The 23,436-nt window shown below is 47.4% G+C and carries 19 protein-coding genes; 10 read left to right on the forward strand and 9 right to left on the reverse strand.

From position 1 onward, the window contains the following. Nucleotides 1-222: 222 nt before the first annotated feature. A complete protein-coding gene (locus tag JM642_RS19720; protein ID WP_239000467.1) occupies nt 223-1,830 on the forward strand; it encodes an AbgT family transporter in 1,608 nt (535 codons plus the stop codon). A gap of 79 nt (nt 1,831-1,909) precedes the next feature. On the opposite strand, the gene JM642_RS19725 is transcribed toward JM642_RS19720, so the two are convergent. From JM642_RS19725 to JM642_RS19740, 4 genes are all read right to left on the reverse strand, one after another. Next, entirely contained in the window at nt 1,910-2,230 is a 321-nt protein-coding gene (locus tag JM642_RS19725) for a hypothetical protein (protein WP_081990902.1), read from the reverse strand. A gap of 32 nt (nt 2,231-2,262) precedes the next feature. Beyond that, nucleotides 2,263-2,565 carry a hypothetical protein gene (locus JM642_RS19730; protein ID WP_239000468.1) on the reverse strand — a complete coding sequence of 101 codons (303 nt, stop codon included), beginning with the start codon at nt 2,563-2,565 and terminating at the stop codon, nt 2,263-2,265. 106 nt (nt 2,566-2,671) lie between these two features. After that, nucleotides 2,672-5,806: an efflux RND transporter permease subunit gene (locus JM642_RS19735; RefSeq protein ID WP_203432420.1), complete on the reverse strand. Its 3,135-nt coding sequence runs from the start codon at nt 5,804-5,806 to the stop codon at nt 2,672-2,674. Nucleotides 5,807-5,815: 9 nt separating this feature from the next. Further along, entirely contained in the window at nt 5,816-6,964 is a 1,149-nt protein-coding gene (locus JM642_RS19740; RefSeq protein WP_037423834.1) for an efflux RND transporter periplasmic adaptor subunit, read from the reverse strand. Between the two features lie 768 nt (nt 6,965-7,732). Between JM642_RS19740 and JM642_RS19745 the strand changes: the two genes are divergently transcribed. Further along, complete coding sequence (locus JM642_RS19745) at nt 7,733-8,479, forward strand: TorF family putative porin (protein ID WP_139122608.1); 747 nt, start codon at nt 7,733-7,735, stop codon at nt 8,477-8,479. Nucleotides 8,480-8,582: 103 nt separating this feature from the next. Here the strand turns inward: JM642_RS19745 and JM642_RS19750 are convergent, their stop codons facing one another. Beyond that, a complete protein-coding gene (locus JM642_RS19750; protein ID WP_047535555.1) occupies nt 8,583-9,272 on the reverse strand; it encodes a DNA-3-methyladenine glycosylase I in 690 nt (229 codons plus the stop codon). Between the two features lie 205 nt (nt 9,273-9,477). Between JM642_RS19750 and JM642_RS19755 the strand changes: the two genes are divergently transcribed. After that, complete coding sequence (locus JM642_RS19755) at nt 9,478-10,125, forward strand: glutathione S-transferase family protein (protein WP_037423840.1); 648 nt, start codon at nt 9,478-9,480, stop codon at nt 10,123-10,125. Nucleotides 10,126-10,135: 10 nt separating this feature from the next. On the opposite strand, the gene JM642_RS19760 is transcribed toward JM642_RS19755, so the two are convergent. Together JM642_RS19760 and prlC are read right to left on the reverse strand one after the other, a co-directional pair. Beyond that, nucleotides 10,136-10,666, reverse strand: coding sequence for a thioesterase family protein (locus JM642_RS19760; RefSeq protein ID WP_037423843.1), 531 nt, complete (start codon nt 10,664-10,666; stop codon nt 10,136-10,138). A gap of 128 nt (nt 10,667-10,794) precedes the next feature. Continuing rightward, nucleotides 10,795-12,834 carry an oligopeptidase A gene (prlC, locus tag JM642_RS19765; RefSeq protein ID WP_172590710.1) on the reverse strand — a complete coding sequence of 680 codons (2,040 nt, stop codon included), beginning with the start codon at nt 12,832-12,834 and terminating at the stop codon, nt 10,795-10,797. A gap of 268 nt (nt 12,835-13,102) precedes the next feature. On the opposite strand from prlC, the gene JM642_RS19770 reads away from it, so the two are divergent. The 7 genes from JM642_RS19770 to JM642_RS19800 all read left to right on the forward strand — a co-directional run bounded on the left by JM642_RS19770 (nt 13,103) and on the right by JM642_RS19800 (nt 20,420). Beyond that, the gene (locus tag JM642_RS19770; protein WP_037427432.1) at nt 13,103-13,888 is read left to right on the forward strand and encodes a hypothetical protein; all 786 of its coding nucleotides are present in this window, start codon (nt 13,103-13,105) and stop codon (nt 13,886-13,888) included. Nucleotides 13,889-13,988: 100 nt separating this feature from the next. Next, complete coding sequence (locus JM642_RS19775; RefSeq protein ID WP_172588788.1) at nt 13,989-14,519, forward strand: hypothetical protein; 531 nt, start codon at nt 13,989-13,991, stop codon at nt 14,517-14,519. A gap of 167 nt (nt 14,520-14,686) precedes the next feature. Then, entirely contained in the window at nt 14,687-16,042 is a 1,356-nt protein-coding gene (gene gorA / locus JM642_RS19780) for a glutathione-disulfide reductase (protein WP_011718767.1), read from the forward strand. Between the two features lie 325 nt (nt 16,043-16,367). Beyond that, nucleotides 16,368-16,544, forward strand: a complete 177-nt coding sequence (locus JM642_RS19785; protein ID WP_166485368.1) for a hypothetical protein — start codon at nt 16,368-16,370, stop codon at nt 16,542-16,544. Between the two features lie 3 nt (nt 16,545-16,547). Then, nucleotides 16,548-18,044 carry a sodium/proline symporter PutP gene (putP, locus tag JM642_RS19790; protein WP_203432421.1) on the forward strand — a complete coding sequence of 499 codons (1,497 nt, stop codon included), beginning with the start codon at nt 16,548-16,550 and terminating at the stop codon, nt 18,042-18,044. Nucleotides 18,045-18,054: 10 nt separating this feature from the next. Further along, a complete protein-coding gene (gene proB / locus JM642_RS19795; RefSeq protein WP_203432422.1) occupies nt 18,055-19,161 on the forward strand; it encodes a glutamate 5-kinase in 1,107 nt (368 codons plus the stop codon). A gap of 11 nt (nt 19,162-19,172) precedes the next feature. Beyond that, the gene (locus tag JM642_RS19800; RefSeq protein ID WP_203432423.1) at nt 19,173-20,420 is read left to right on the forward strand and encodes a glutamate-5-semialdehyde dehydrogenase; all 1,248 of its coding nucleotides are present in this window, start codon (nt 19,173-19,175) and stop codon (nt 20,418-20,420) included. Between the two features lie 264 nt (nt 20,421-20,684). Here the strand turns inward: JM642_RS19800 and JM642_RS19805 are convergent, their stop codons facing one another. Both JM642_RS19805 and JM642_RS19810 read right to left on the reverse strand, forming a co-directional pair. Next, nucleotides 20,685-21,725, reverse strand: a complete 1,041-nt coding sequence (locus JM642_RS19805) for a hypothetical protein (RefSeq protein WP_203432424.1) — start codon at nt 21,723-21,725, stop codon at nt 20,685-20,687. Nucleotides 21,726-21,866: 141 nt separating this feature from the next. Continuing rightward, a complete protein-coding gene (locus tag JM642_RS19810) occupies nt 21,867-23,399 on the reverse strand; it encodes a DUF3612 domain-containing protein (RefSeq protein WP_203432425.1) in 1,533 nt (510 codons plus the stop codon). Nucleotides 23,400-23,436: the final 37 nt, after the last annotated feature.

Genomic DNA, 23,436 nt, shown 5'->3' on the forward strand with positions numbered 1-23,436 from the left:
CTCCCCGTGAGTCCATTTTTTTATCCAAAATCTGCCTATATACTGCTCTAGCCTCATTTAAGTTTTATTTAAAGCACAAGCATCATACTTTTCGGCCAATTTTTTCACTTTTACCTTAGCGTTAATCCAATCACTTGAGCGAGAGGCTCCTCAGCCAAGTCACGCCGCATCGATTCAGCTCACGGATAAAAATGCGCTAGCAAAGGTCGACAGAGGCAAGGCATGAGTTTGAAATCCAATCATATTCCCATAAAGACACCGCCCCCACATGACATCAACTCAAGTGGCTGGTTTGTACGCTTTCTGAATATTGTCGAACGGTTAGGTAATTTATTGCCACATCCTATTACCCTGTTTGCTCTATTTTGTGTCGCCGTAATTCTGGTGTCTGGCATTGCTGGTTACTTTGAGTTGACGGTGGCCGATCCACGCCCCGAGGGCGCCCACGGCCGAGGTGCCGATGGACTTATCCATGTAGTCAGCCTGATGAATGCCGAAGGCTTGCGGATGATAGTGTCCAACTTGGTCACTAACTTTACCGGTTTTACCCCCTTGGGCACGGTTCTGGTTGCCCTACTGGGTGTGGGTATCGCCGAGCGTTCAGGACTATTATCCGCCGCCATGCGCGCACTCGTTATGGGTGCATCTAAGCGTTTAGTGACAGTGACTATCGTGTTTGCGGGAATTATGTCAAACACCGCAGCAGAGCTTGGGTATGTGGTATTAATTCCCATGGCGGCGATGATTTTTCATTCCTTAGGCCGTCATCCATTAGCAGGCTTAGCCGCCGCATTTGCAGGAGTATCAGGGGGATACAGCGCAAATCTATTGCTAGGTACTGTCGATCCACTATTATCGGGCATAACTGAAGCGGCGGCGCGGATGATCGACCCCGACTACAACGTCGGCCCCGAGGTTAACTGGTACTTTATGTTTGTCTCGACCTTTGTGATCACTTTCCTCGGCGCCTTTGTAACCGAGAAAATTGTCGAGCCCAAACTGGGCAAGTATCAGGGCGATGATGCCGATGAAACCGTGCATCAATCCATGGGCAATGTCACTGAGTTGGAAAAACGCGGCCTCAAGTGGGCGGGATTAGCAATGCTGGTGTTGGCGGTGATCCTTGCGCTATCTGTCGTGCCAGAGGGTGCACCACTGCGCGATCCTAAAACCGGTCTGGTTTCGGGCTCACCCTTCCTCAAAGGCATCGTCGCCTTTATCTTTATCTGTTTTGCGATCCCGGGTTTTGTCTACGGTAAAGTGGTAGGTAGTATTAATAACGATAAAGATGTTATCAATGCCATGTCGCACAGTATGAGTACAATGGGACTGTATATCGTACTGGTGTTCTTTGCGGCACAATTTGTGGCCTTCTTTAACTGGAGTAATCTCGGCGCCGTGTTAGCCGTGCTGGGCGCAGATGCCTTGCAATCCATAGGGTTAACTGGGCCAATCCTGTTCCTGTTTTTTATTATGCTGTGCGGTTTTATCAACCTAATGCTGGGCAGTGCTTCAGCACAGTGGGCCATTACCGCACCCATTTTTGTGCCCATGTTGATGTTGGTTGGCTATGCGCCAGAAACCATTCAAGCGGCCTACCGTATTGGGGATTCGGTAACTAACTTAATCACGCCAATGATGAGTTATTTCGGATTGATTTTAGCGGTGGCCTGTCGCTATCAGAAAAACCTCGGCATAGGCACACTGATCGCCACTATGTTGCCTTATACCTTAGTGTTCTTCATCGGCTGGACGGCGTTTTTCTTTCTGTGGGTATTCGGTTTTGGTTTACCAGTAGGGCCAGGGGCAGCAACTTACTATACGCCTTAGGCACGAGTTTAACTTTCGCTAGGTTGATTAGGGCGTCGCAGCTAGTCTCGGCGCCTTTTTCATGGACAGATTTAACGGGCTAGTCGTACAACCATTCCATTAAAAAGCCACAAATCAGTAAGAAAACCCCAAAGTTAAACACCATCGTTTGTAATTTCGACTTAGGCGACTTATCGTCGGCTTGGGTCATGACCTGACTTAACGGTGTAAAAAACATATTGGGTTCGAGTCCCATGCCGATAAAAAATACCGCTACGGCAACACTACGGATGAGTTCGGGGACGACAAGCTGCTCAAGATAAAACTCATAGGCACCATAGGCCAAAATGCCAATAGCGATAGCATGGCAAATCATCGCTACGACAAGTTGCTTAGTGATAAGACTGCTCACCGATGACACGATTTTGCTCCTACGCCAGCGCTATGTATTGATTATGGACGATATTTGCCGCGCAGTTTATCTCTTCTGTGATTTAACTGCATCCATAGCGTCCAGCCAAATAGCACGCCACTCGCGGGATAAATATATAGTGCGACTTTCATTGCCTGCCAAAATGGTGTCTCAGCGGTGAAGTATTGAAACCCCGCCACCAAAAGTGACGTCACACTCCCCCAATACAGTACGCCAATCACCAAGATAAAATACCACTTTCCCTTTGCGAGAGATGCCTCTAATTTGATTAATTGATCCTTACTGACTGCCGACATCACTACTCCCTTTTTACCTTGACTCATTTAATATGCCCGAATTAATTCAAGGTAGCTATCCATCCTTGTAACGATAATATTTTTCGCCCAACAAAAAGCCCTGTAAATACAGGGCTTTGATTAAAGTGTTAGATTACTCCGCCGATGTTGGCTTTTCGTCTTTCGCTTTTCTCTCTCGTTTACTAAAAATCCGCTCAACAATAACGAAGAACAGTGGCACGAAGAAGATACCTAAGAACGTCGAACTCATCATACCGCCAAGTACACCAGTACCGATGGCATTCTGGCTACCTGAACCTACACCCGTACTAATGGCTAACGGCACAACCCCCAAACCAAACGCGAGCGATGTCATCAGAATCGGACGCAAACGCACACGTACAGCATGTAACGTCGCTTCAACCAGACCCGCCCCTTTCTCGTAGAACTCTTTCGCAAATTCCACAATTAAGATGGCGTTCTTGGTTGCCAAGCCAACGGTTGTCAGCAGACCTACTTGGAAGAACACGTCGTTTGGCAAGCCACGGCCATTCATCGCCAGCAGGGCACCGATAATACCTAGCGGAACCACTAGGATTACCGCAAACGGAACTGACCAACTCTCATACAGTGCAGCCAATACGAGGAATACCACCAGAATCGACAACGCATATAGCGCAGGCGCTTGGTTACCCGATAAACGCTCCTCATAGGATAAGCCGTTCCACTCGATGCCAAAGCCCGGTGGTAACTGTTTAACTAGGTCTTCCATAATATTCATGGCCGCACCAGTACTAAAGCCAGGTGCTGTTGCGCCTTGAATATTCACCGCAGGTAAACCGTTAAAACGTTCTAGACGTGGTGAGCCGTATTCCCAAGAACCTGTCGCAAAGGCTGAAAACGGCACCATATCGCCCTTGTTGTTACGCACATACCAAGTGTCTAGGTCTTCTGGCTGCATACGGTATTGAGCATCACCTTGCACAAATACCTTTTTAACACGGCCTCGGTCGATAAAGTCGTTAACATAAGAACCACCCCACGCCGTTGCCAACACATTGTTAACGTTAGCAATCTCAACGCCTAATGCGCTCAACTTAGCATGATCAATGTGCAATTGATAAATTGGCGCATCTTCCTGACCATTAGGGCGAACCCCCACAAGGTTTGGATTTTGAGCTGCCATACCCAGCAATTGATTACGCGCCGCCACTAACTTATCGTGACCTTGGCCGTTTTTATCTTGCAGGTACATATCGAAACCATTGGCCGTACCCAACTCGATGACCGCTGGCGGTACGAAGGCGAATACGAAGGCTTCTTTCATTTGGCTGAATACACCCATAGCGCGGCCCGCAATGGATTGTACATCCATACCTGGCGCTTCACGCTCTGACCAATCCTTCAAGCCAACGAAGGCAATACCCATGTTCTGGCCTTGACCCGCAAAACTGAAGCCCGCCACGCTAAATACCGACCTTACGCCTTCTTCAGCCATAAAGTGATCAGAGACTTTCTCTAACACTTTCATGGTGCTTTCTTGGGTAGAGTTGGTTGGCAAAATTGCCTGCGTGAACAAGATACCTTGGTCTTCGTCTGGTAAGAATGCCGTTGGCATGCGCATGAAAATCCAGCCCACTGCCACCACTAATGCAGCGTAAATCATCATGACCCTGAAGCCACGCTTCACAATGCCAGCCACGCTCGATTCGTAACGGTTCGTTAAGCGATCGAAACCACGGTTAAACCAACCGAAGAAACCCGTTTCGATATGGCCATGACCCTTCTTCAACGGTTTGAGCATAGTCGCACAGAGTGCGGGAGTTAAAATCAAGGCCACCAGCACAGACAGCGCCATCGCAGAAACGATAGTGATCGAGAACTGACGGTAAATTACCCCAGTAGAACCCGACATAAACGCCATAGGTACGAATACCGCAGACAAGGTCAGACCGATACCGACTAACGCGCCAGTAATTTGATCCATCGACTTACGGGTCGCTTCGAGTGGACTTAAGCCCTCTTCGGCCATCACCCGCTCAACGTTTTCAACCACCACAATCGCGTCGTCCACGAGTAGACCAATCGCCAGTACCATTGCAAACATGGTGAGGGTGTTGATGGAGAAGCCCGTTGCCGACAGAATCGCAAAGGTACCCAGCAATACCACAGGTACTGCAATCGTTGGAATTAAAGTCGCACGGAAGTTCTGCAGGAAGAGGTACATGATGACGAACACCAGTACGATCGCTTCAAGCAGAGTGTGGACTACGCCTTCAATCGATTTATCAACGAATGGCGTTGTATCGTAGGGGTAAACCACATCTAACCCAGCAGGGAAGAAGGGACGCAACTCTTCCACTTTAGCGCGAACCGCTGCCGCCGTATCTAAGGCGTTAGCACCGGTTGCCAGCTTAATCGCAATACCCGAGGCAGGTTTACCATTATACAGAGACTCTACGGCATAACTTTCTGAACCCAACTCGACACGCGCCACATCACCCAAGAACACGTTCGCACCCGACGTATCGGATTTAAGAATAATCTTGCGGAATTGTTCTGGCGTTTGCAGACGGCTCTGTGCCGATACAGTCGCGTTCAGCTCTTGTCCTGGCAGTGATGGCGTACCACCAAGTTGACCGGCAGATACCTGTGCGTTTTGCGCGCGGATAGCACTCACCACATCTAAGCTAGTGAGGTTATATTGAGTCAGTTTCAGCGGGTCTAACCATATACGCATCGCGTACTGAGCACCGAAAATCTGAATTTCACCCACGCCCGGTACACGGCTCATAGGATCTTGGATGTTAGCGCCCACGTAGTCGGCGATGTCACCCTTGTCCAAAGAACCGTCGGTCGATACGAAGCCCAATACCATCAGGAAGCCAGAGCTTGACTTGTTAACGTTAACCCCTTGAGATTGAACCTCTTGTGGTAACAAGGTCATTGCGCCCTGTAACTTGTTTTGTACCTGAACCTGCGCGATATCCGGATCGGCCTCAGCGTTAAAGGTTAAGGTAATCGATGCGTTACCAAAGCTATCACTGGTTGAAGCGATATAACGTAGGTGGTCGATACCCTTCATACGTTGCTCAATCACCTGAGTTACTGAGTCTTCAACGATTTTGGCCGATGCACCTGGATAGTTCGCACTGATCACTACTGTCGGTGGCGCAATACTGGGGTACTGCGAGACTGGCAGGGTTCGGATCGATAAAATCCCCGCCAACATAATGATTAAGGCGATCACCCACGCAAAGATGGGACGATCAATAAAAAAACGTGCCATAGCTATGCCCTATTTTGCTTGGGTTTCAGAAATAACTTTGGTGGTGACTGGTGCACCTGGACGGATCTTTTGTAATCCTTCCACAATCAACTTATCGCCCGCTTCTAAACCAGCAGTAATACGCCATTGATTGTCGATAACTTCAGCTGTTGTAACAATTTTTGCTTCCACTAGACCTTGATCGTTCACCACCATCGCCACGGCCTGACCCTTAGCGTTACGGGTAATGGCTTTTTGCGGCACTAGGATGGCTTGAGGATCGGTACCGGTATTCAATACAGCACGAACATACATGCCAGGCAGTAAGATGCCATCTGGGTTAGGGAACTCGGCGCGCAGGATCACTGAGCCAGTATTTTCATCCACGCTCACTTCAGCAAATTGCAGCTTACCGTTGTGACCATAAATCGTGCCGTCTTCTAAGACTAACTGCACGTCAGCATTGTCCGCCGCCTGCAGCTTACCTTGCTTCAGTTTGGCTTTTAGGCGTAACAGCTGGGCACTCGATTGAGCGATATCCACATTGATAGGATCAAGCTGTTGAATGGTTGCCAGAGTTTGGCTTTGGTTAGCCGTGACTAGCGCACCCGCTGTTACACTCGACTTACCGATACGGCCTGAAATCGGCGCTAATACTTCAGTGTATTGAAGATTGATTTTCGCAGTATTGATTGCCGCTTCCGCTACAGTCACACTGGCCAGCGCTTCTTTGTAAGCGGCTTCGGCTTCGTCGAAATCTTGTTTACTGATCGCGTTAGTTTTAACTAACTGCTGATAACGAGCCGCTTTTGCCTTGGCAGAAGCAAGGCTTGCATTTGCTCGAGCTAAGTCAGCATTTGCACTGACAAGTGCGGCTTTATAAGGCGCAGAATCAATTTGATAAAGAGATTCGCCTTGCTTCACATTGCCGCCTTCGACAAAGCTACGCTTAGTGATAATGCCATTCACTTGAGGACGAACTTCGGCTTCAAGAAATGCCTTGCTACGACCCGGTAACTCGACTTGGATAACCTGTGGCTTAGCCTCCACTTTGATTATCCCAACTTCCATGCTCTGCGGCCCCGCGCCGCCATGAGCGGCTTTATCCTCTTGAGGGCTACAAGCTGCCATCCACAACGCCACGCTGATTACTGAGGCAAGTTTAATTGTCTGCCGCATGAGAACTCCTTTAAATTTTAACGCCACCGTGTTCACACAATATGGATGATTTCACGGCCATAATTATAACTAAAATCAAAGCTATTACTTATCGTATACCCTATAAGGATCAACAAGAAAGATAAACAAACAAAAGTGTAAACTAATGAAAATATTCACACCTTTGCCAATACCTTATTAGTAGAATTGTTATCCTATTTAAGAAGTATGTTAACTGTAGATAAGATTGTTAGCGTTATACGATACAAAGCACTTATTCAGCCTACTCTATATCAAAAATGTTGCAAACATGTTTGGCGACACAAATGTTTATACTCGATTAACCTGAGTAAACATTTATTTGATACAGCTAGGGCATATTAGCACAAGCTTTTACATAAGGTTTTGTGCATATATAACCCTTGTGTGGTCATATTGGATCAAGCATGGAATGACCATACCTTGCTATCCGAATGCATACTATTGCTACGTAAATCCTTGTTACAAATGGGTCAGGGAAACGAATAGATATTCAAACCTTTGGACGCGACATTTTATGACCAAGCGTTGTATAGCGCAAATTGGATATTACATTTTGCACCCCATTTAATGAAACTCAGCTTCCCAAAAAAATGCAGTTTTATAAATTACGCTTTTATTGACCCTGTTATTTCGCTGCTTATTCACATTCATTCATATCTTTTCGTTATTGGTTCATCCCAGGCGGCACCGCTATTAACAATTTATTTTTACGATATAGGTGCGCTAACAATTTCCAATCACTTTGAGATGATGATTATGAAGATTCGTACTAAATTGCTGCTCACTGGGGCGTTACTTTCTTTGGCGGCCAGCTCCCACGCTGCTGAAGATAATCAACTCTTTGGTGGCACCCTTAACGGCAATGTTAATTTTGCTTCGGACTATGTGTTTCGTGGTGAATCCGAGACCTTAGACGGCGATATTCCGGTCGTCCAAGGCACATTAAGTTGGAACCACAATCAAGGCTGGTATGCTGGGGTATTTAGCTCCAACATTAAGTTTGCTGACCCAAACTTAGAAATTGTTACCGCGCCTTTTATTGGTAAAGCGGGAGAGTTTGGCGATTCTGGCTTTACCTATGATGTCATGCTGTTTTCATACCTTTACCCCGGTGCTTCCTATTCCAACTACACCGAATTATGGCTAAAAGTGGGTAAACAATTCGGTCGAGCCAATCTGCAACTCGAAGTCACCCCAACGGTGGATGACTGGTTTGGTGTCGATGGCTGGCACGGGGTGAACTACGCTCTACACCCAAGCTATAGCTTTGACAACGGTGTAAAAATCTCAGCATCTGTGGGTTATCAAGACCTAACGGGTGATGGCGCCGAAGGTTGGGGCCACTGGAACATAGGTTTAAGCAAAGCCTATTACGGCCTTAACTTCGATTTACGCTACCACGGCAGCACTGTCGACACTGACCATAAAGTCTATGGTACACAAACTGAAATCTTCGATGACAGAGTCGTCATTGGGATCAGTAAAAGTTTCTAATCCTGTTTTTTGCTTATACGTTCATCCCGCTGCTTCCCTGCAGTACTCCAATTGCTTGAAATATCGAGCCTTGACCAGCCAAATTTGGCTGGTCTTTTTTTATCTAAATACGATTATCACCCACGCTACAGGCTAACACCCGGCTGATATCCGCAAGACAACGGCCCGATTCCTGCTGCCATTGATTGAACACGGCCTGTACCTGTTTTAACGCCGTTTGCGAGCTAAAGCCGGCATCTACCAGCTTGTGCGCTTTAAAATAGCCTTGCACATCATCGGTTAACAAAAAGGTATCCTTACCGATTGCGCGCAAAAAATACGGCCCCGTATTGCCTCCGAGACGAGCACCGCGCTTCTTTAAGAGCGCCCAGAGTCCGACGATATCTTCGGTCGGCCAGTCGGCAATCAGCTTAGCCAAGCTGCCATGTTCGCGGGCAATATCATGGATCATCAAAGCATTATCATAAATTGCTTGGGTTTTCTTTAGGTGGCGAATCAAGGTCGCATCCGCAGCGCGAGCTTGGATCTGCTCGGGTGACAACATTAATACCTTCTCGGGCACAAAATGAAAGAAGGATTTTTCGTAAGCAGGCCATTTATTATCGACCACGCGCCAGACAAAACCACTCTGGAACACTTGTCGGCTCATGGCCGAAAGCAGCGTAGCATCATCGTATTGACGAATTTCAGCACTCGTTAGGCACCCAGGAAGTAAGGCTTCGAGTCCCTTTTTACCGCCTTTGCGCTCACTCGCTCTGGCATAGATGGATGAGAAACTTTCTAATTGGCTCATGCTGTTACCTTTGATTATCGATATTTCACTAGCGTTTCTAGGCGTTAATAGTACCGAATTTGAGCCCCCGGGGATCATTCCGTATGGAAAACCTGTTTTACGTCCATTTCTGGCCCTTTGAAGAAATTCCCACAGCACGCATGTTGATACCGACTAAAGTTAAGGCGTAGAGTCAAAAAATGCAGTGGTTATGGGGTCGGTACCTATGGAGCTTTTCTATCATCCGTTATCACGATATTCACAGAAAGTATTAATTGCTCTCTATGAGAAACAAGCGAACTTTTATCCGCGGATCACTGATTTACGCGACCCACTGGCACGCAAGGCCTTCCAGCAATTTTATCCTCCTGGCAAACTGCCATTGCTCAAAACGCAAGAAGGCCAACTGATCCCCGAATCCAGCATTATTATTGAATACTTAGACAGGCATTTTCAAAACGGTACAGAGTTATTACCCGCGGAGGCTGAACGGAATTTGGCGGTGCGCCTATTCGATCGCATTATTGATTTTGATATCAATAACCCACTATTCCAATTAGAAAAATTAAAGTATGCCCCTGATGGGCATGAGTTCGAAATCAAGCAGATTGAAAAACAAATGCTTACCCAATTTCAACGCTTAGATAGCCATCTTAGTCAAAATCATTGGGTGTGTGGCGACAGTTTTACCTTAGCCGACTGTGCACTGATCCCCTGCTTAAGCTACAGCTTTGCTCACTTAAACCTATTGGATTTAGATGAGTTAGTCCGTTATTGGCAACAGGCGCAGCTTCGCGGCGCCTGGACACTCGTGCTTGAAGAAGTGCTACTAGCCGAAATGGAAGAAGACACTGGGATTAGAAGTATTCCCTAGTACCAGCGTCCTAAAGATTGCGCTCTTTCTTTAATTGTAAAAATGCTTTCCATTTCACGACTTCGGGCGGTAACTCAGGAGCCGGATCGGTATAGCCTGCTTCTTTAACTAATACCTCTAAAGGCACTTGCTTACCTTTACACACAAACACACCACGCACATGCACTATACAATGCAGGCCGCGCTCACTGATAAAGCGTTGTTCAATATAGAAATATTTTTCATCCCAGCCCACGACCTTGGTTTCAATCTCAAACTTTTTCAACGGTTTGATATCGCGGATATAGGTAAATTCGGCGGCGTTAACAATTGGCATCCATTTTAATTTGAGGAAGCGCTTCAGCAGCCCCATTTCGGCCAACATATAAGTGCGAGCCAGATCCATAAACGCTGGGTAACGGGAGTTAGTGAGATGGAAATTGATATCGCAATCACTGGGCAACGCGCGATAAGTAATGCGGCTCGTCCCCAAAAAATCAATCTTACGGCAATGGCGCGTGCGCCAAAATAACAACCAAAACAAACGGAAATACAGATTCATATGCAGTCGCCCTAAAAAGAAGAGCCACAGGCTAACAGAGGTCATACCAGAGGGCAAGCGAGATCTAGCTCACAAAAAAGGCGCCATTTGGCGCCTTTTTATGCTCAAGCACAGCTATTTAGTATGGCTTAAGCGGCAATCCCAGAGTGGCGCAGCAGCGCATCAATACTTGGCTCGCGTCCCATAAACTGTTTGAACAAGTCCATAGGCTCAGCAGAACCGCCCATTTCGAGGATGTTGTGCAGGAAGCTACGGCCCGTATCAGGATTGAAGATACCCTCCTCTTCGAAGCGAGAAAACGCATCCGCCGACAGCACTTCGGCCCACTTGTAGCTGTAATAACCCGCAGCATAGCCGCCGGCAAAAATATGCGCAAAACCATGTTGGAAACGGTTAAATGCAGGCGGAATTAACACGGCCACCTGACGACGCACTTCATCCAAGGTCTCTTGAATACGCGCCCCTTTGGCGGGGTCATATTCGTGGTGCAGTCTAAAATCGAACAGTGAAAACTCCAGCTGGCGCAACATCATCATGCCAGATTGGAAGTTTTTCGCCGCTAACATCTTGTCTAGCATGGCTTTTGGCAAAGGTTCACCGGTTTCGTAGTGACCGGAGATCTCCGCTAAGGCTTCTTCTTGCCAGCACCAGTTTTCCATAAACTGGCTAGGCAATTCGACTGCATCCCAAGGCACACCGTTGATACCTGACACGCCAGCAACATCGATTTTGGTCAGCATATGATGAATGCCATGGCCAAACTCATGGAATAAGGTCGTCACTTCATCGTGGGTGAAAAGCGCAGGCTTACCATCCACAGGGCCATTAAAGTTACAAGTGAGGTAGGCAACTGGTTTCTGTAAGCCATTGGCGGTTTGACGACGCACTCGGCAGTCATCCATCCAAGCGCCGCCACGTTTACCAGTGCGGGCGTATAAGTCTAAATAGAAACTGCCTCTGTGCTCGCCCGTTTCGTCAAAAATATCAAAGAAACGCACGTCTTTATGCCAACGGTCAAACTCGGTTTGCTCAACAATCTTTAAGCCAAATAGGCGTGAGACAGTGTAAAACAAGCCAGATAGCACTTTATCTTCAGGGAAGTAAGGGCGCAGCAACTCTTGGGAAATCTCATACTTATGTTGCTGTAACTTCTCAGCGTAGAAACTTAAATCCCAAGAAGCCATCTCGCTCACACCATAATGCTCCAGTGCAAAGGCTTTTAACTCGGCTAATTCGGCCTTGGCTTGGTCTTTTGAACGCAGCGCCAATTCATTTAAGAAGGCCATCACCTGCGCAGGCGTTTCAGCCATTTTCGTGGCGAGGGATTTTTCGGCAAAGCTATCAAATCCTAATAACTGTGCCAATTCATGGCGCAGTGCGAGGATTTCATCCATCAATGGACCGTTATCGAATTCGCCCGCATTTGGACCTTGATCCGAGGCGCGAGTCACGAAGGCTCGGTAACACTCTTCACGCAAGTTGCGGTTTTCGCTGTAGGTCATCACAGGTAAATAGGAAGGGAAATCTAAGGTAAATAGCCAGCCCTCTAATGCGCGGGCCTCGGCCATCGCTTTTGCGGCCGCTTTAGCTGAATCGGGCAAGCCAGCGAGTTCTGCCTCATCGGTAATTAACTTAGTCCAGGCTTGGGTCGCATCGAGCAGTTGATTGGAAAAGCCGCTGGTAAGTTCAGAAAGACGTTTAACGATTTCACCATAACGCAGTTTTTGCCCATCGTCTAAGCCGATACCCGAAAGCTCGAAGTCGCGTAAGCTGTGCTCAATCACCATCTGTTGTGCTTGGCTTAATTGAGCAAACTCTGCCGATGCACGCAGCGATTTGTAGGCCTCGTATAACCCTTGGTGTTGGCCAACGTAAGTGCCGTATTCGGATAACAGTGGCAAACAAGCATCATGGGCCGAGCGCCATTCATCTGTGCTCACCACTGAGTTCATATGGGAAACGGGTGACCAAATCTGGCTTAACTCATCATCTACTTGCTCCAGAGGGGCGACTAAGTTATCCCACGTAAAAGGCCCAGGGTTTTGCAGCACTTCATCAATCTTGGCACGACACTGAGCAATGGCTTGCTCAACGGCAACTTGAATATGTTCAGGTTTAATCTGTGAAAAAAGCGGTAATGCAGCGCCGTTAAGCAAAGGGTTGCTCATAATGATTCCTCTACAATCTGTGTAGCTAATAAATAAGGGCTTATGTTCAATTTATCAAGGCGAGAAAACCGATTGCTATCTTCGTTTGTAGGCCTAACGCCATTTCATCAATAAAAAAGTGAACCAGCTCTCAATTAGGATTTACACTAAATTTACCCTTTGAATCTTGATAGTTTGATCGCAAATCAAATCCATTCTCATTAACGCTTATATGTATATAGGCTAACATCTGTGCATATTCTATATTTTCAATTAGATTGGCTTATTTATGGCAGCATCAGTTAAATCCATCATTAGCGCCGTAGGCGCCATTAGCTTAGTTTGCTTTAGCCATCCATGTTTGGCCAACGAGAGCTTGGCGCAAACCGAAGGGATATTAAACAGCAAATTATCTGCGGCTAACGTGCCTTTAACTGCTAACATCGATTTAGGCTGGGATAGCAAGTATGTTTCGCAGGGGCGCAATAACTTGGCTAAAGGCGGTATTTATTGGATGAATACCAGTATTCAATACGGCAATCTCACCACCTATGCCCTCGTTGGCCGTGGTGATAGCCAAGCCTATACCGAGTGGAATATTGGCCTAGAATACGCTTTGGATTTAAGTGAACATTTAGAAGCGAATCTTGGCTATCAACGTATTGAAGGCTATAGCAGTAGCCGCTGTCAGGATAACGAACTGTTTGCTGAATTGGCTTACACCGCCAAGCCTTGGCTAGTGCCTTCCGTGAGTTATGTCTACTCCACCGAGGCGGCGGGCTATTTTGTGGAGCTGAGCCTACACAGCTATTGGCAAGTTACAGAGCAATTCACACTCTCCCCCTACGTAACACAAGGCGTTGATTTTAAATATCGAACAGAAGAGCACAATGGTAGAAATCATCTCCAGTTTGGGCTAGAAGCAAGCTATAACCTTACCGAGAATATGAATATTAGTGGCCATATTAGCCACAGCATTGCGCAGGCAGATATAGAGCAAGAAGCGGCCACGAATGGCGACTTTAGCTCACAGGATCAAACCTATGCGGGCATCCACTTCAATATCAGCTTCTAAGCGTTACTCGGCCTAACTCCCTTCGGCTTGGCAAACCGTTCCCGTCCAAACTACACTCAAGATGTCGATGGAACGACCTTGATTTAGCGAGGCACAGGGAATGTTGGCTCATCAGTTTAAAATACTCACGAACACATTTATTACACTAGCATTTTGTACTCTGCCATCCTTAGCGGCACCCGAGAGCGAGCCTGAATTAGTATTAGAATCTCTGTCAAAAAGTAGTACGACTGACTCACTACCACTGGGGACCCTGCTCGACAGTCAAGGTAAACCGCTGCCCATTCCTGCAGAGCAAAGCGCTTTGGATTATTCGCCTCCCACCGTCAATGTTGACAATACGTCCCCAAAAACAAAGACCAACAAGACGCAATCCACTAAGACTAAAAATAAAAAATTGAGTCGCAAGCAACAACTCGCCAGCAGAGATAAAGTCGCTAACGATCCTAGTTGCCGTTGGCTTGATGCGCGCATGTCACAGCTCGAAACCCAGATCGGCAATAAGCGAGAGCAAGCCGCCGACTACCATAGCGATGAACTCAATGCTCGCAAGCAGGAGTGGCAATGCCTTAAATGCGGCGTAGAAGGACCAAACCCTGATGATTACCATCGCTGCCAATATCGCCGTTAAGCTTAAGCTAACCGCCAAGGGATAAAATCTCCGCTTCATGGAGATTTTTTGTGGCAAACCAAGGTCTATACCCTGGCGACTTAATGGGCTGGTCTGCAAACCCATTCCAACCTACAATGACCTTCTGCTATTAAGCACCTCATTCTTAGAGTTAGACGGAGAAACTCATGGCTCAACATTTTGACTATATCTGCCTAGGCGCAGGCAGCGGCGGTATCGCCTCAGCTAACCGAGCTGCCATGCGTGGCGCTAAAGTGCTACTCATCGAAGCAAAACACGTTGGCGGCACCTGCGTAAACGTGGGCTGCGTACCCAAAAAAGTCATGTGGTATGGCGCGCATATCGCCGAAGCCATGAACCTCTACGCCAAAGATTATGGCTTTGATGTTTCAGTCAACAAATTCGACTGGAACACCTTAGTAAACAGCCGCGAAGCCTATATTGGTCGCATACACGAGGCCTACGGTCGCGGTTTTACCAATAACAAAGTCACCCTGCTCAATGGTTATGGCCGTTTCGTTAATGGCAACACCATTGAAGTGAATGGCGAGCACTACACGGCTGACCATATCCTGATCGCCACCGGCGGCGCGCCAACCATCCCAAACATTCCTGGTGCCGAATACGGGATTGATTCCGATGGTTTCTTCGCCCTGCGCGAACAACCTAAACGTGTCGCAGTCGTCGGCGCTGGCTATATCGCCGTCGAAGTCGCGGGCGTGTTACACGCACTTGGCAGTGAGACTCACTTGTTTGTGCGTAAACATGCGCCGCTGCGTAACTTCGATCCTATGCTAATCGACGCCCTCGTCGATGCCATGAAGACCGAAGGCCCAACCCTGCATACCAACAGCGTCCCACAATCTGTGGTCAAAAATGCCGACGACAGCCTGACTCTGAACCTTGAAAATGGCGAAAGTGTGACCGTCGATTGCCTGATTTGGGCTATCGGCCGTTCACCCGCAACGGGCAATATCGGTTTAGAAAACACCGATGTGCAACTGGATAGCAAAGGCTATGTGATTACCGACGCGCAGCAAAATACCACCCACAAAGGCATTTATTGCGTGGGCGATATTATGGCGGGCGGTGTGGAGCTGACTCCTGTTGCAGTTAAAGCGGGTCGTTTACTCTCCGAGCGCCTATTTAACGGCATGAGCGATGCCAAAATGGATTACAGTCAAATCCCAACCGTGGTCTTTAGCCATCCACCGATTGGCACTATGGGATTAACCGAGCCAGAAGCCCGCGCGCAATATGGTGATGACAATGTGAAGGTCTATACCTCAGGCTTTACCTCCATGTATACCGCCGTCACTAGCCATCGCCAAGCCTGTAAGATGAAACTGGTCTGCGCCGGTAAAGAAGAGAAAGTCGTTGGTATTCATGGCATTGGTTTTGGTATGGATGAGATCCTCCAAGGATTTGGCGTTGCCATGAAAATGGGCGCCACCAAAGCCGATTTCGATGCCGTTGTCGCCATCCACCCCACTGGCGCTGAGGAATTTGTGACTATGCGCTAAGCGCATGACTCAAGTTTTAAATCAGGCTCAATAGCCTGTGAATGTTGCATTTTATCGAAGCGGTTCTGATATTCTCAGCGCCGCTTTTTTTATGTTCAACGATAAGCCATCAAGCCTATTTATCCGCTCTTAACATCCCACTCTTTCGCCCCCATTATCGGTTAAAAGCACAGGTAAATTTATCAGTATTCAAATCAATTTCCCTTGCTTTACGCCAACCGAAAGTATGCAAACTGGGCATTTCAACTTGATATTTTGCTAATAAAGATCTTATTATAGTTATAGCACTAACTATTATTCACTCTAAATAAATCAAGGAGGCATTATGTCAGCTCAGCATGCTACAGATGAAAACCCCATCTCACAGATCATCCGTTCCACCCGGGAACGCCTTCATGGAACACTACAATATTTCTGCCTGTTCGCCATTCTAAGTACCTATCTCTTTGTCATTTTGAAACCGAGCTTCATTCAAAATAACAAAGCGTTAGGAGGAAAATAATCGATGAATTCCCTCTCTTACGTTTCATTGGCAATTTACTTTATTGCCATGCTCGCTATTGGTTTGTTCGCCTATCGTAAGTCGACCGATGATGTCTCTGGTTACATTTTGGGTGGCCGCCAAGTGAGTCCGCACGTCACGGCTCTCTCGGCCGGCGCCTCGGATATGAGTGGCTGGATGCTGATGGGCCTGCCCGGCGCCATGTTCCTAGTGGGGTTTGAAACCCTGTATATCGCCCTCGGATTATTAATTGGTGCTCTAATCAATTATCTGGTTGTTGCCCCTAAATTACGGGTCTACACCGAGGTCGCCGATAACGCGCTGACTATTCCAGAGTTCTTCGCCAAACGCTTTGGTCAGGCCGATAACAGCATTCGCATTATTGCCGCCGCCATCATAGTGATCTTTTTCACCCTCTATACCTCGGCGGGATTAGTCGCGGGCGGCAAGTTGTTCGAATCCGCCTTTGGGCTGAACTACGATATTGGCCTAGTCGTCACCTTAGCCGTCGTGGTGTCGTACACTCTGCTGGGGGGATTTTTAGCCGTTAGCCTCACCGACTTTGTGCAAGGCTGCATTATGTTTGTCGCCTTGGTGTTAGTGCCTTTCGTGGCATATCAAGAATTTACCAGCGCAGATCGTATGATGAATTTTGCCTATCAGTCGATCCCGCATTTTACCGACGCGATGCAAAATGTGACTCTGCTTGGCTTAATCTCGAGCCTCTCGTGGGGACTTGGGTATTTCGGCCAGCCGCATATTATTGTGCGTTTTATGGCGATCCGCTCGGTCGCCGACATTAAAACCGCACGCCGCATCGGCATCAGTTGGATGACAGTGACCATTATCGGCGCCCTAGCGACGGGCTTGGTCGGTATCGCCTACGCCAATAAATTTGGCATGAAACTGTCAGACCCTGAAACCATCTTTATCGTATTTTCAGAGCTACTGTTCCATCCCTTAATCAGCGGCTTCCTGCTAGCAGCGATTCTCGCGGCCATTATGAGCACGATTTCATCGCAGTTATTAGTCTCGTCGAGTTCGCTGACCGAAGATATTTATCGCACCCTCTCGAAGAAACAAGCGAGCGAGCAAGAGATGGTCAAAATGGGTCGTTACGGGGTCGCAGGTGTTGCCATTGTCGCAACGCTGCTGGCGCTTGATCGCTCTAACAGCATCCTCTCCCTCGTGAGTAATGCGTGGGCAGGCTTTGGTGCCGCATTTGGTCCGCTGGTGCTGTTTAGTTTGTATAAAGCCAATCTCACCCATAAAGCGGCGATTGCGGGGATTATTTCAGGCGCGCTCACGGTACTCTTTTGGATTTATGCCCCCGTGCTTGCCGATGGTAAGGCATTGACTAGCTTAGTGTATGAGATGATCCCAGGCTTTGTTGTCAGCAGCACTGTGATTTATCTGGTGAGCAAATTCGATACCGATCCTTGTCCTAAAACCACTAAGCAATTCCATCAGGCTGGTCGTGTACTGGCTGAGGAAAGCTAAGGAGGCGGTTATGACAGACTCTCCCCGTAAACGTATCGTCGTCAAAGTGGGGAGCGCCTTAATCGCGCCCCACAAGCAAGGTTGCAGTAGCCATTATCTCTTGGGTATCGCGCAGTTTATTACTTACTGCCGCGTCCAAAGTATCCAAGTGGTACTGGTTTCATCCGGCTCGGTTGCCGCAGGTTGGCATCATTTTGAGGGCCAAACTCAGCCGAGTGTGACGGTGAAAAAGGCCATGGCGGCTGCGGGTCAGGCGGATATGATGGCGACATGGAATAAGCTATTTGATTTTCCCACCGCCCAACTGCTGCTGACCCATGGAGACTTACGTAATCGCGAGCGTTATATCAGTATTCGAGACACGATTTTTAGCCTGCTCGAACACGGTTTAATGCCGATCATCAATGAGAATGATGCCGTTACCGCTGACAAACTTAAGGTTGGCGATAACGATAATCTCTCGGCCATGGTGGCGGCTGCGGCCGATGCCGACACCTTAGTGATTTGCTCGGATGTGGATGGACTCTATGATCAAAATCCCCACGAACATCCCAATGCCAAGTTGATAAAGCAAGTCACTGAAATCAATGCAGATATCTATGCGATGGCGGGAGGCGCCAGCAGCGATGTTGGCACAGGTGGCATGCGCACTAAAATCCAAGCCGCCGAGAAAGCCATCTCCCACGGCATTGAGACCTTTATTATCAATGGCTTTAATGCCGATTCCTTTAGCCAGCTGCTAAAGGGGCAAAATCCGGGCACCCTCTTTACCCCCTACGAAAAACCGATGCAGGAGCATTTGCATTGGATGACCCACACCTCGCAAGCGCAGGGCGAAGTGATCGTCGAGGATGATTTTGACCTCGCACTCGATCAGCACAGCGAGCAATTAACCAGTGATGATGTGGTTGAAGTCAAAGGGGATTTCTCAGTGGGCGACACCATTCTGGTGCGTAAAGGCGATGGCACTAAGTTAGCAAAAGCCAAATCTAACTACAGCAGTTGCCTACTGAGTTTTATTACCGAGCAGGATGATCAGGCGTTTGCCAGTGAATTCCAGCAAAAAACCGGCCCCATCATTTCCGATAAGAATATCGCCATTCTTAAATCCATTTGAGTGGAGAAACTATGAGCCTAATTAAACAAATATCTGCCGATGCCGCCCATGCGGCCCGCACACTAGCCCAACTCGATGAGTCGTTAAAAAACACCGTATTACTGGATATGGCGCGCTCATTAAGGGAAAAAAGCTATGAAATCCAAAGCGCGAACCTGATTGACGTGCACCGAGCGACTCAGGACAACTTAAGCCCTGCCATGGTCGATCGCCTCACGCTGAACCAGCATCGTATTGAGGCAATGGCGCAAGGAATCGAAACTATCGCCGCCCTGCCCGATCCCGTTGGGCGCGAGCGTTTTATTGGTAAACGACCTAACGGCTTATCCATCAGCAAGATGCGCGTGCCACTCGGCGTGGTGTGCATGATTTATGAGGCGCGACCTAATGTCACTGCCGATGCAGGCGCCCTGTGCTTTAAATCCGGCAATGCGGTGATCCTGCGAGGCGGTAAGGAAGCACTCCACACCAGCCAAGTGATCGCCAGCATTTTACAGGCGGTACTCACCGCCTATGGTTTACCTAAAGCACTAATCAGCGTAATCCCCGATCCTGACCGCGCCCTGATGCTCGAACTGATGCAGCAGCGGGAATTTATCGATGTGATCATCCCTCGCGGTGGCGAAGGGTTGATTAATTACGTCACTGAAAACAGTAGCATTCCGGTTATTCAACACTTTAAGGGCGTGTGCCATTTATATGTGGATAAGGACGCCAATCAAGATATCGCCTTAAATTTGCTGCTTAATGGTAAAACCCAACGCACAGGCGTATGCAACGCCCTCGAAGGCTTGTTAGTGCATAAGGATATCGCGCCGCGATTCTTGCCCCGCGTCGCCAAAGCACTAGCTGAGCATCAAGTAAAAATCAATGCATGTCCTCCGGCCGCCGCGTATTTCGACGCTTGCACTTATATGGCAGAAGAGGATTTTGGACAAGAATACTTGGACTTAGAAATCGCCATTCGCCAAGTCGACAGTTTTGAAGTCGCCACCCAACATATTGCTAAGTTTGGCAGCCACCATACCGAGGTGATTTGCACCGACAATGAACTCACCGCCGCCCGCTTTCAACGCGCAGTGGATGCCTCGGTCGTTATGGTGAATGCCTCATCACGTTTTTCCGATGGCAGCGAACTCGGCCTCGGCGCCGAAATCGGCATAGCCACCACTAAGCTACATGCCTACGGCCCCATGGGACTCGAAGCCTTAACCACTGAAAAATACCTGGTTTCAGGCACAGGACAGATTAGGGCTTAGTGTGATTAGTCGAACAGCAATAACAGATTATCTGTTCGCAAATGATTAAGCACTGGCATTCCAGTGACTCGCCGTGAATATATCCCTATAGGCTCGACGGCGGCATCCATGCCGCCAACGGTCACTTACATGCCAGTGCTTAATCTCGTTAATTCTGGTGTATTCCTGTTGCTAACAATTTATAACTCGAGCTCCACACATATTGATAGGTAATTAAATAAATTTTTGAATGTAGTCACTCATTACAAATTACTCTTAAATAGCTTACTGTTCCTCTTTTAAATCTAACGTAACAAAAATTACCTTTGTATTAATTCCAAGGTACTCATATGCTGCTCTTGTTTTTTTAACAAAGCTTTCATCTCTTGAGAATATTACGTCTGCGAATGAAGCTATAGATGCATGCCCTTGGTCGCTAAGTGCAGCAGTAAAACGACGCTCTTTATAAGTCTTAGAATCTGGATAATAACCAATAAAATTAAGATGATTATATATACATGTAATTTTTTGAAAATTAAATAATGACTTCCCTGGCGAAATAAGGTCTGATTTTATAAAGAAGAAATCATCTACTGTCCAATTTAAATTTTTATACTCTTCTTTATCCTTATATAAGTCCCATATTTTTTCAAGAACATTTGGAGGCGATATGTTATTTAACTCCACTGGGCCAATATTCATAGCGTTTCTGAAATCTCTTACACCAGACCAGTTTTCCTCATCGTTCACATTTGATGACATCAATGATGCAGATTGTTTAAGAGCACTATCCATGCACTCCAAGGAATTTTTTGCGGTATCTTTAATTGTGTAAGCTAAATTAGGGCTACTATCGTTTAGAGTGTCTGCTTGCTCATGAAGATGAATCATAAGATTAGAAAAAACTCCGAGTAATTCACTATTAATCTTTTCAAAGTTATCACCTTTTCGACCACCATATATTTTAAATACTGTTTGCATCATTGAACCAAGCAATTCCTGATACAAAGGTAATTGGTCGCAGTATTCTTTGTAAGCTAAATATGAATCTTTTTTAGAAACAGTAGCTTTATCTGTTTGTTCAAATGAGTCTGTCATCATCTGTTTTAGATGGAGTGCATTTAAATCGTTTAACACATCCAAAAATTTACTAGCATATTCTCCAGACCTTTTTATCTCATTTAGAGTCTCATCAGAATAAACGATCTGGAAGTTTTCCTTTAACATATGTGCAAAATCTATCATACCGAACTTTACAAACACATCGAGAATATTTTGGTCAAGGTAAGCAATAGTTTTACCCTGATATACGGGGAAATTTAACATTTTACACCTCATATGCAGCAGATGCCGCCGTCGAGCCCTCAGGGACGACTTCTTATAAAATAAAAGGGCGGCGTGTCACTAAAGTGAGAGTGCTTAATCGCAGCCATTTACTAAATCCTATGCAAAACTTCGCGGCATAGTTTACTCCACCCCATCACACTGAGATTTACCCGCTTGATAACAGCTGGGTTGCCGTGGGCAGACGGCGCCGCGGGAGCAGATAAGCCGAGCATCATTTTTAATACCGCGTTCAATCCAGTTGATATTCAATATCTTAGCAATGCTGACTAAGTCACTTTTTATATGCTTAGGAATCGCGACTGATCCGCCACCAGCAACACAGGCTGATTTTAGATCATGGGCGATAGAGAGGGCATCTTTGCCTTGGGCTTCAATGGCCGGATTGAGATCAATGCCAGCGCAGAGCACATGGGGGTTGCCCGCGGAGTCTTCGACCTTGATCGATTCGCAGCAATAAATCCGTGGTTCATTGCCCACATTTAAAATCGAAATTTGCGCGGAGGTCCCAACTGAAGGCTCGCTGATCATTCTAAACACCGCCCAGTGTTGGCAGGGGTCTTCCACCAGGCGCATATTGCCCCAAGGCAAGGGAATACCGTTACCGCGGTAAACGGCTTTAAGCTTGCCCGGCGCGTAGGCATCAAAATAATGCCAATGGGGATAAGGCGATACGACCGTCATCCGCCGCATAGCCACCGAGGCCGACACTTGTAACTGTTTATGCACCTCAATTTCGTAACCGTGGCGGTCGAGTAACTGCCGATAAGGCACTTTAGGGCATAACAAGGCTCCCGCGAAAAAGCTGGACTCAAAGTCGCGCCATGCATGCAAAATATCCTGTGCGTTCAGGGTATTAGACTGCATGGTCACTTCTTCATCCATCTCCAGTTTTCGGCCGGAGATCATCACACTCTTAAGCCCATCTTTGTTGTGCAATACGCAATGACCGATATGGGCGGCGAGATCGTACTTCAGCCGACTGGGGCGATTTTTAAGGACTTTATTGATGTAAATCGTGCTGGGCGGCTCGAAGAAAGAGGTCACTAACTGATGGGAGCTTACGCCACGCTCGTCGATCACCTCCTGGGGCGTACTATCTATCCATTTGATTTTTAAGCCTACTCCCTTGGCAATATCCAACATATCCTCGAGGGATAAGGGCATTCGTTTTAACCCAACCTCTTCGGCTGCACGTTCAAGATCGGGGAAATGGTTTTGATGGTGCTCCTGATGGGCGCGGATTAATAAGTGGGCGAATTGTCGACCCGAGATCCCCGTCTGGGATAGCATTTCAGGAATCGCTATTTGCAAAATATCATTTGAAAACAAAAAGCTGGGTTCGAGTGCCATGCCACTGATCCCACCACGGCGGCCCTTGTCCGGCGTGATGGCACTCTCCTCGGGCACGTCGTCTAAAAACCAGTCAACGTCCTTTTGAAAAACCGTGGCAATCACGGCCAACATTTCGGCACTCGGCACGCGTTTTCCGCGTTCGATCATCGACAAATATGACACAGAGGGCGCACTGCCTGCATCGACGCGGATGCAACGCGCGGATAAATCTTCCATGGTTAAATTGTTACGTTTCCGTAGGTTACGTATTTTTGTTCCAAGGAAGTGTGATTTTCTCATCAAGCTCTGGTCATTGCGCATTTTGTAAAATTCACATTGTAAAATTTTTATTGTGAAA

Origin of the sequence: Shewanella sp. LZH-2 (assembly GCF_016859145.1) — a bacterium.
Classification (GTDB): Bacteria; Pseudomonadota; Gammaproteobacteria; order Enterobacterales; family Shewanellaceae; genus Shewanella; species Shewanella xiamenensis.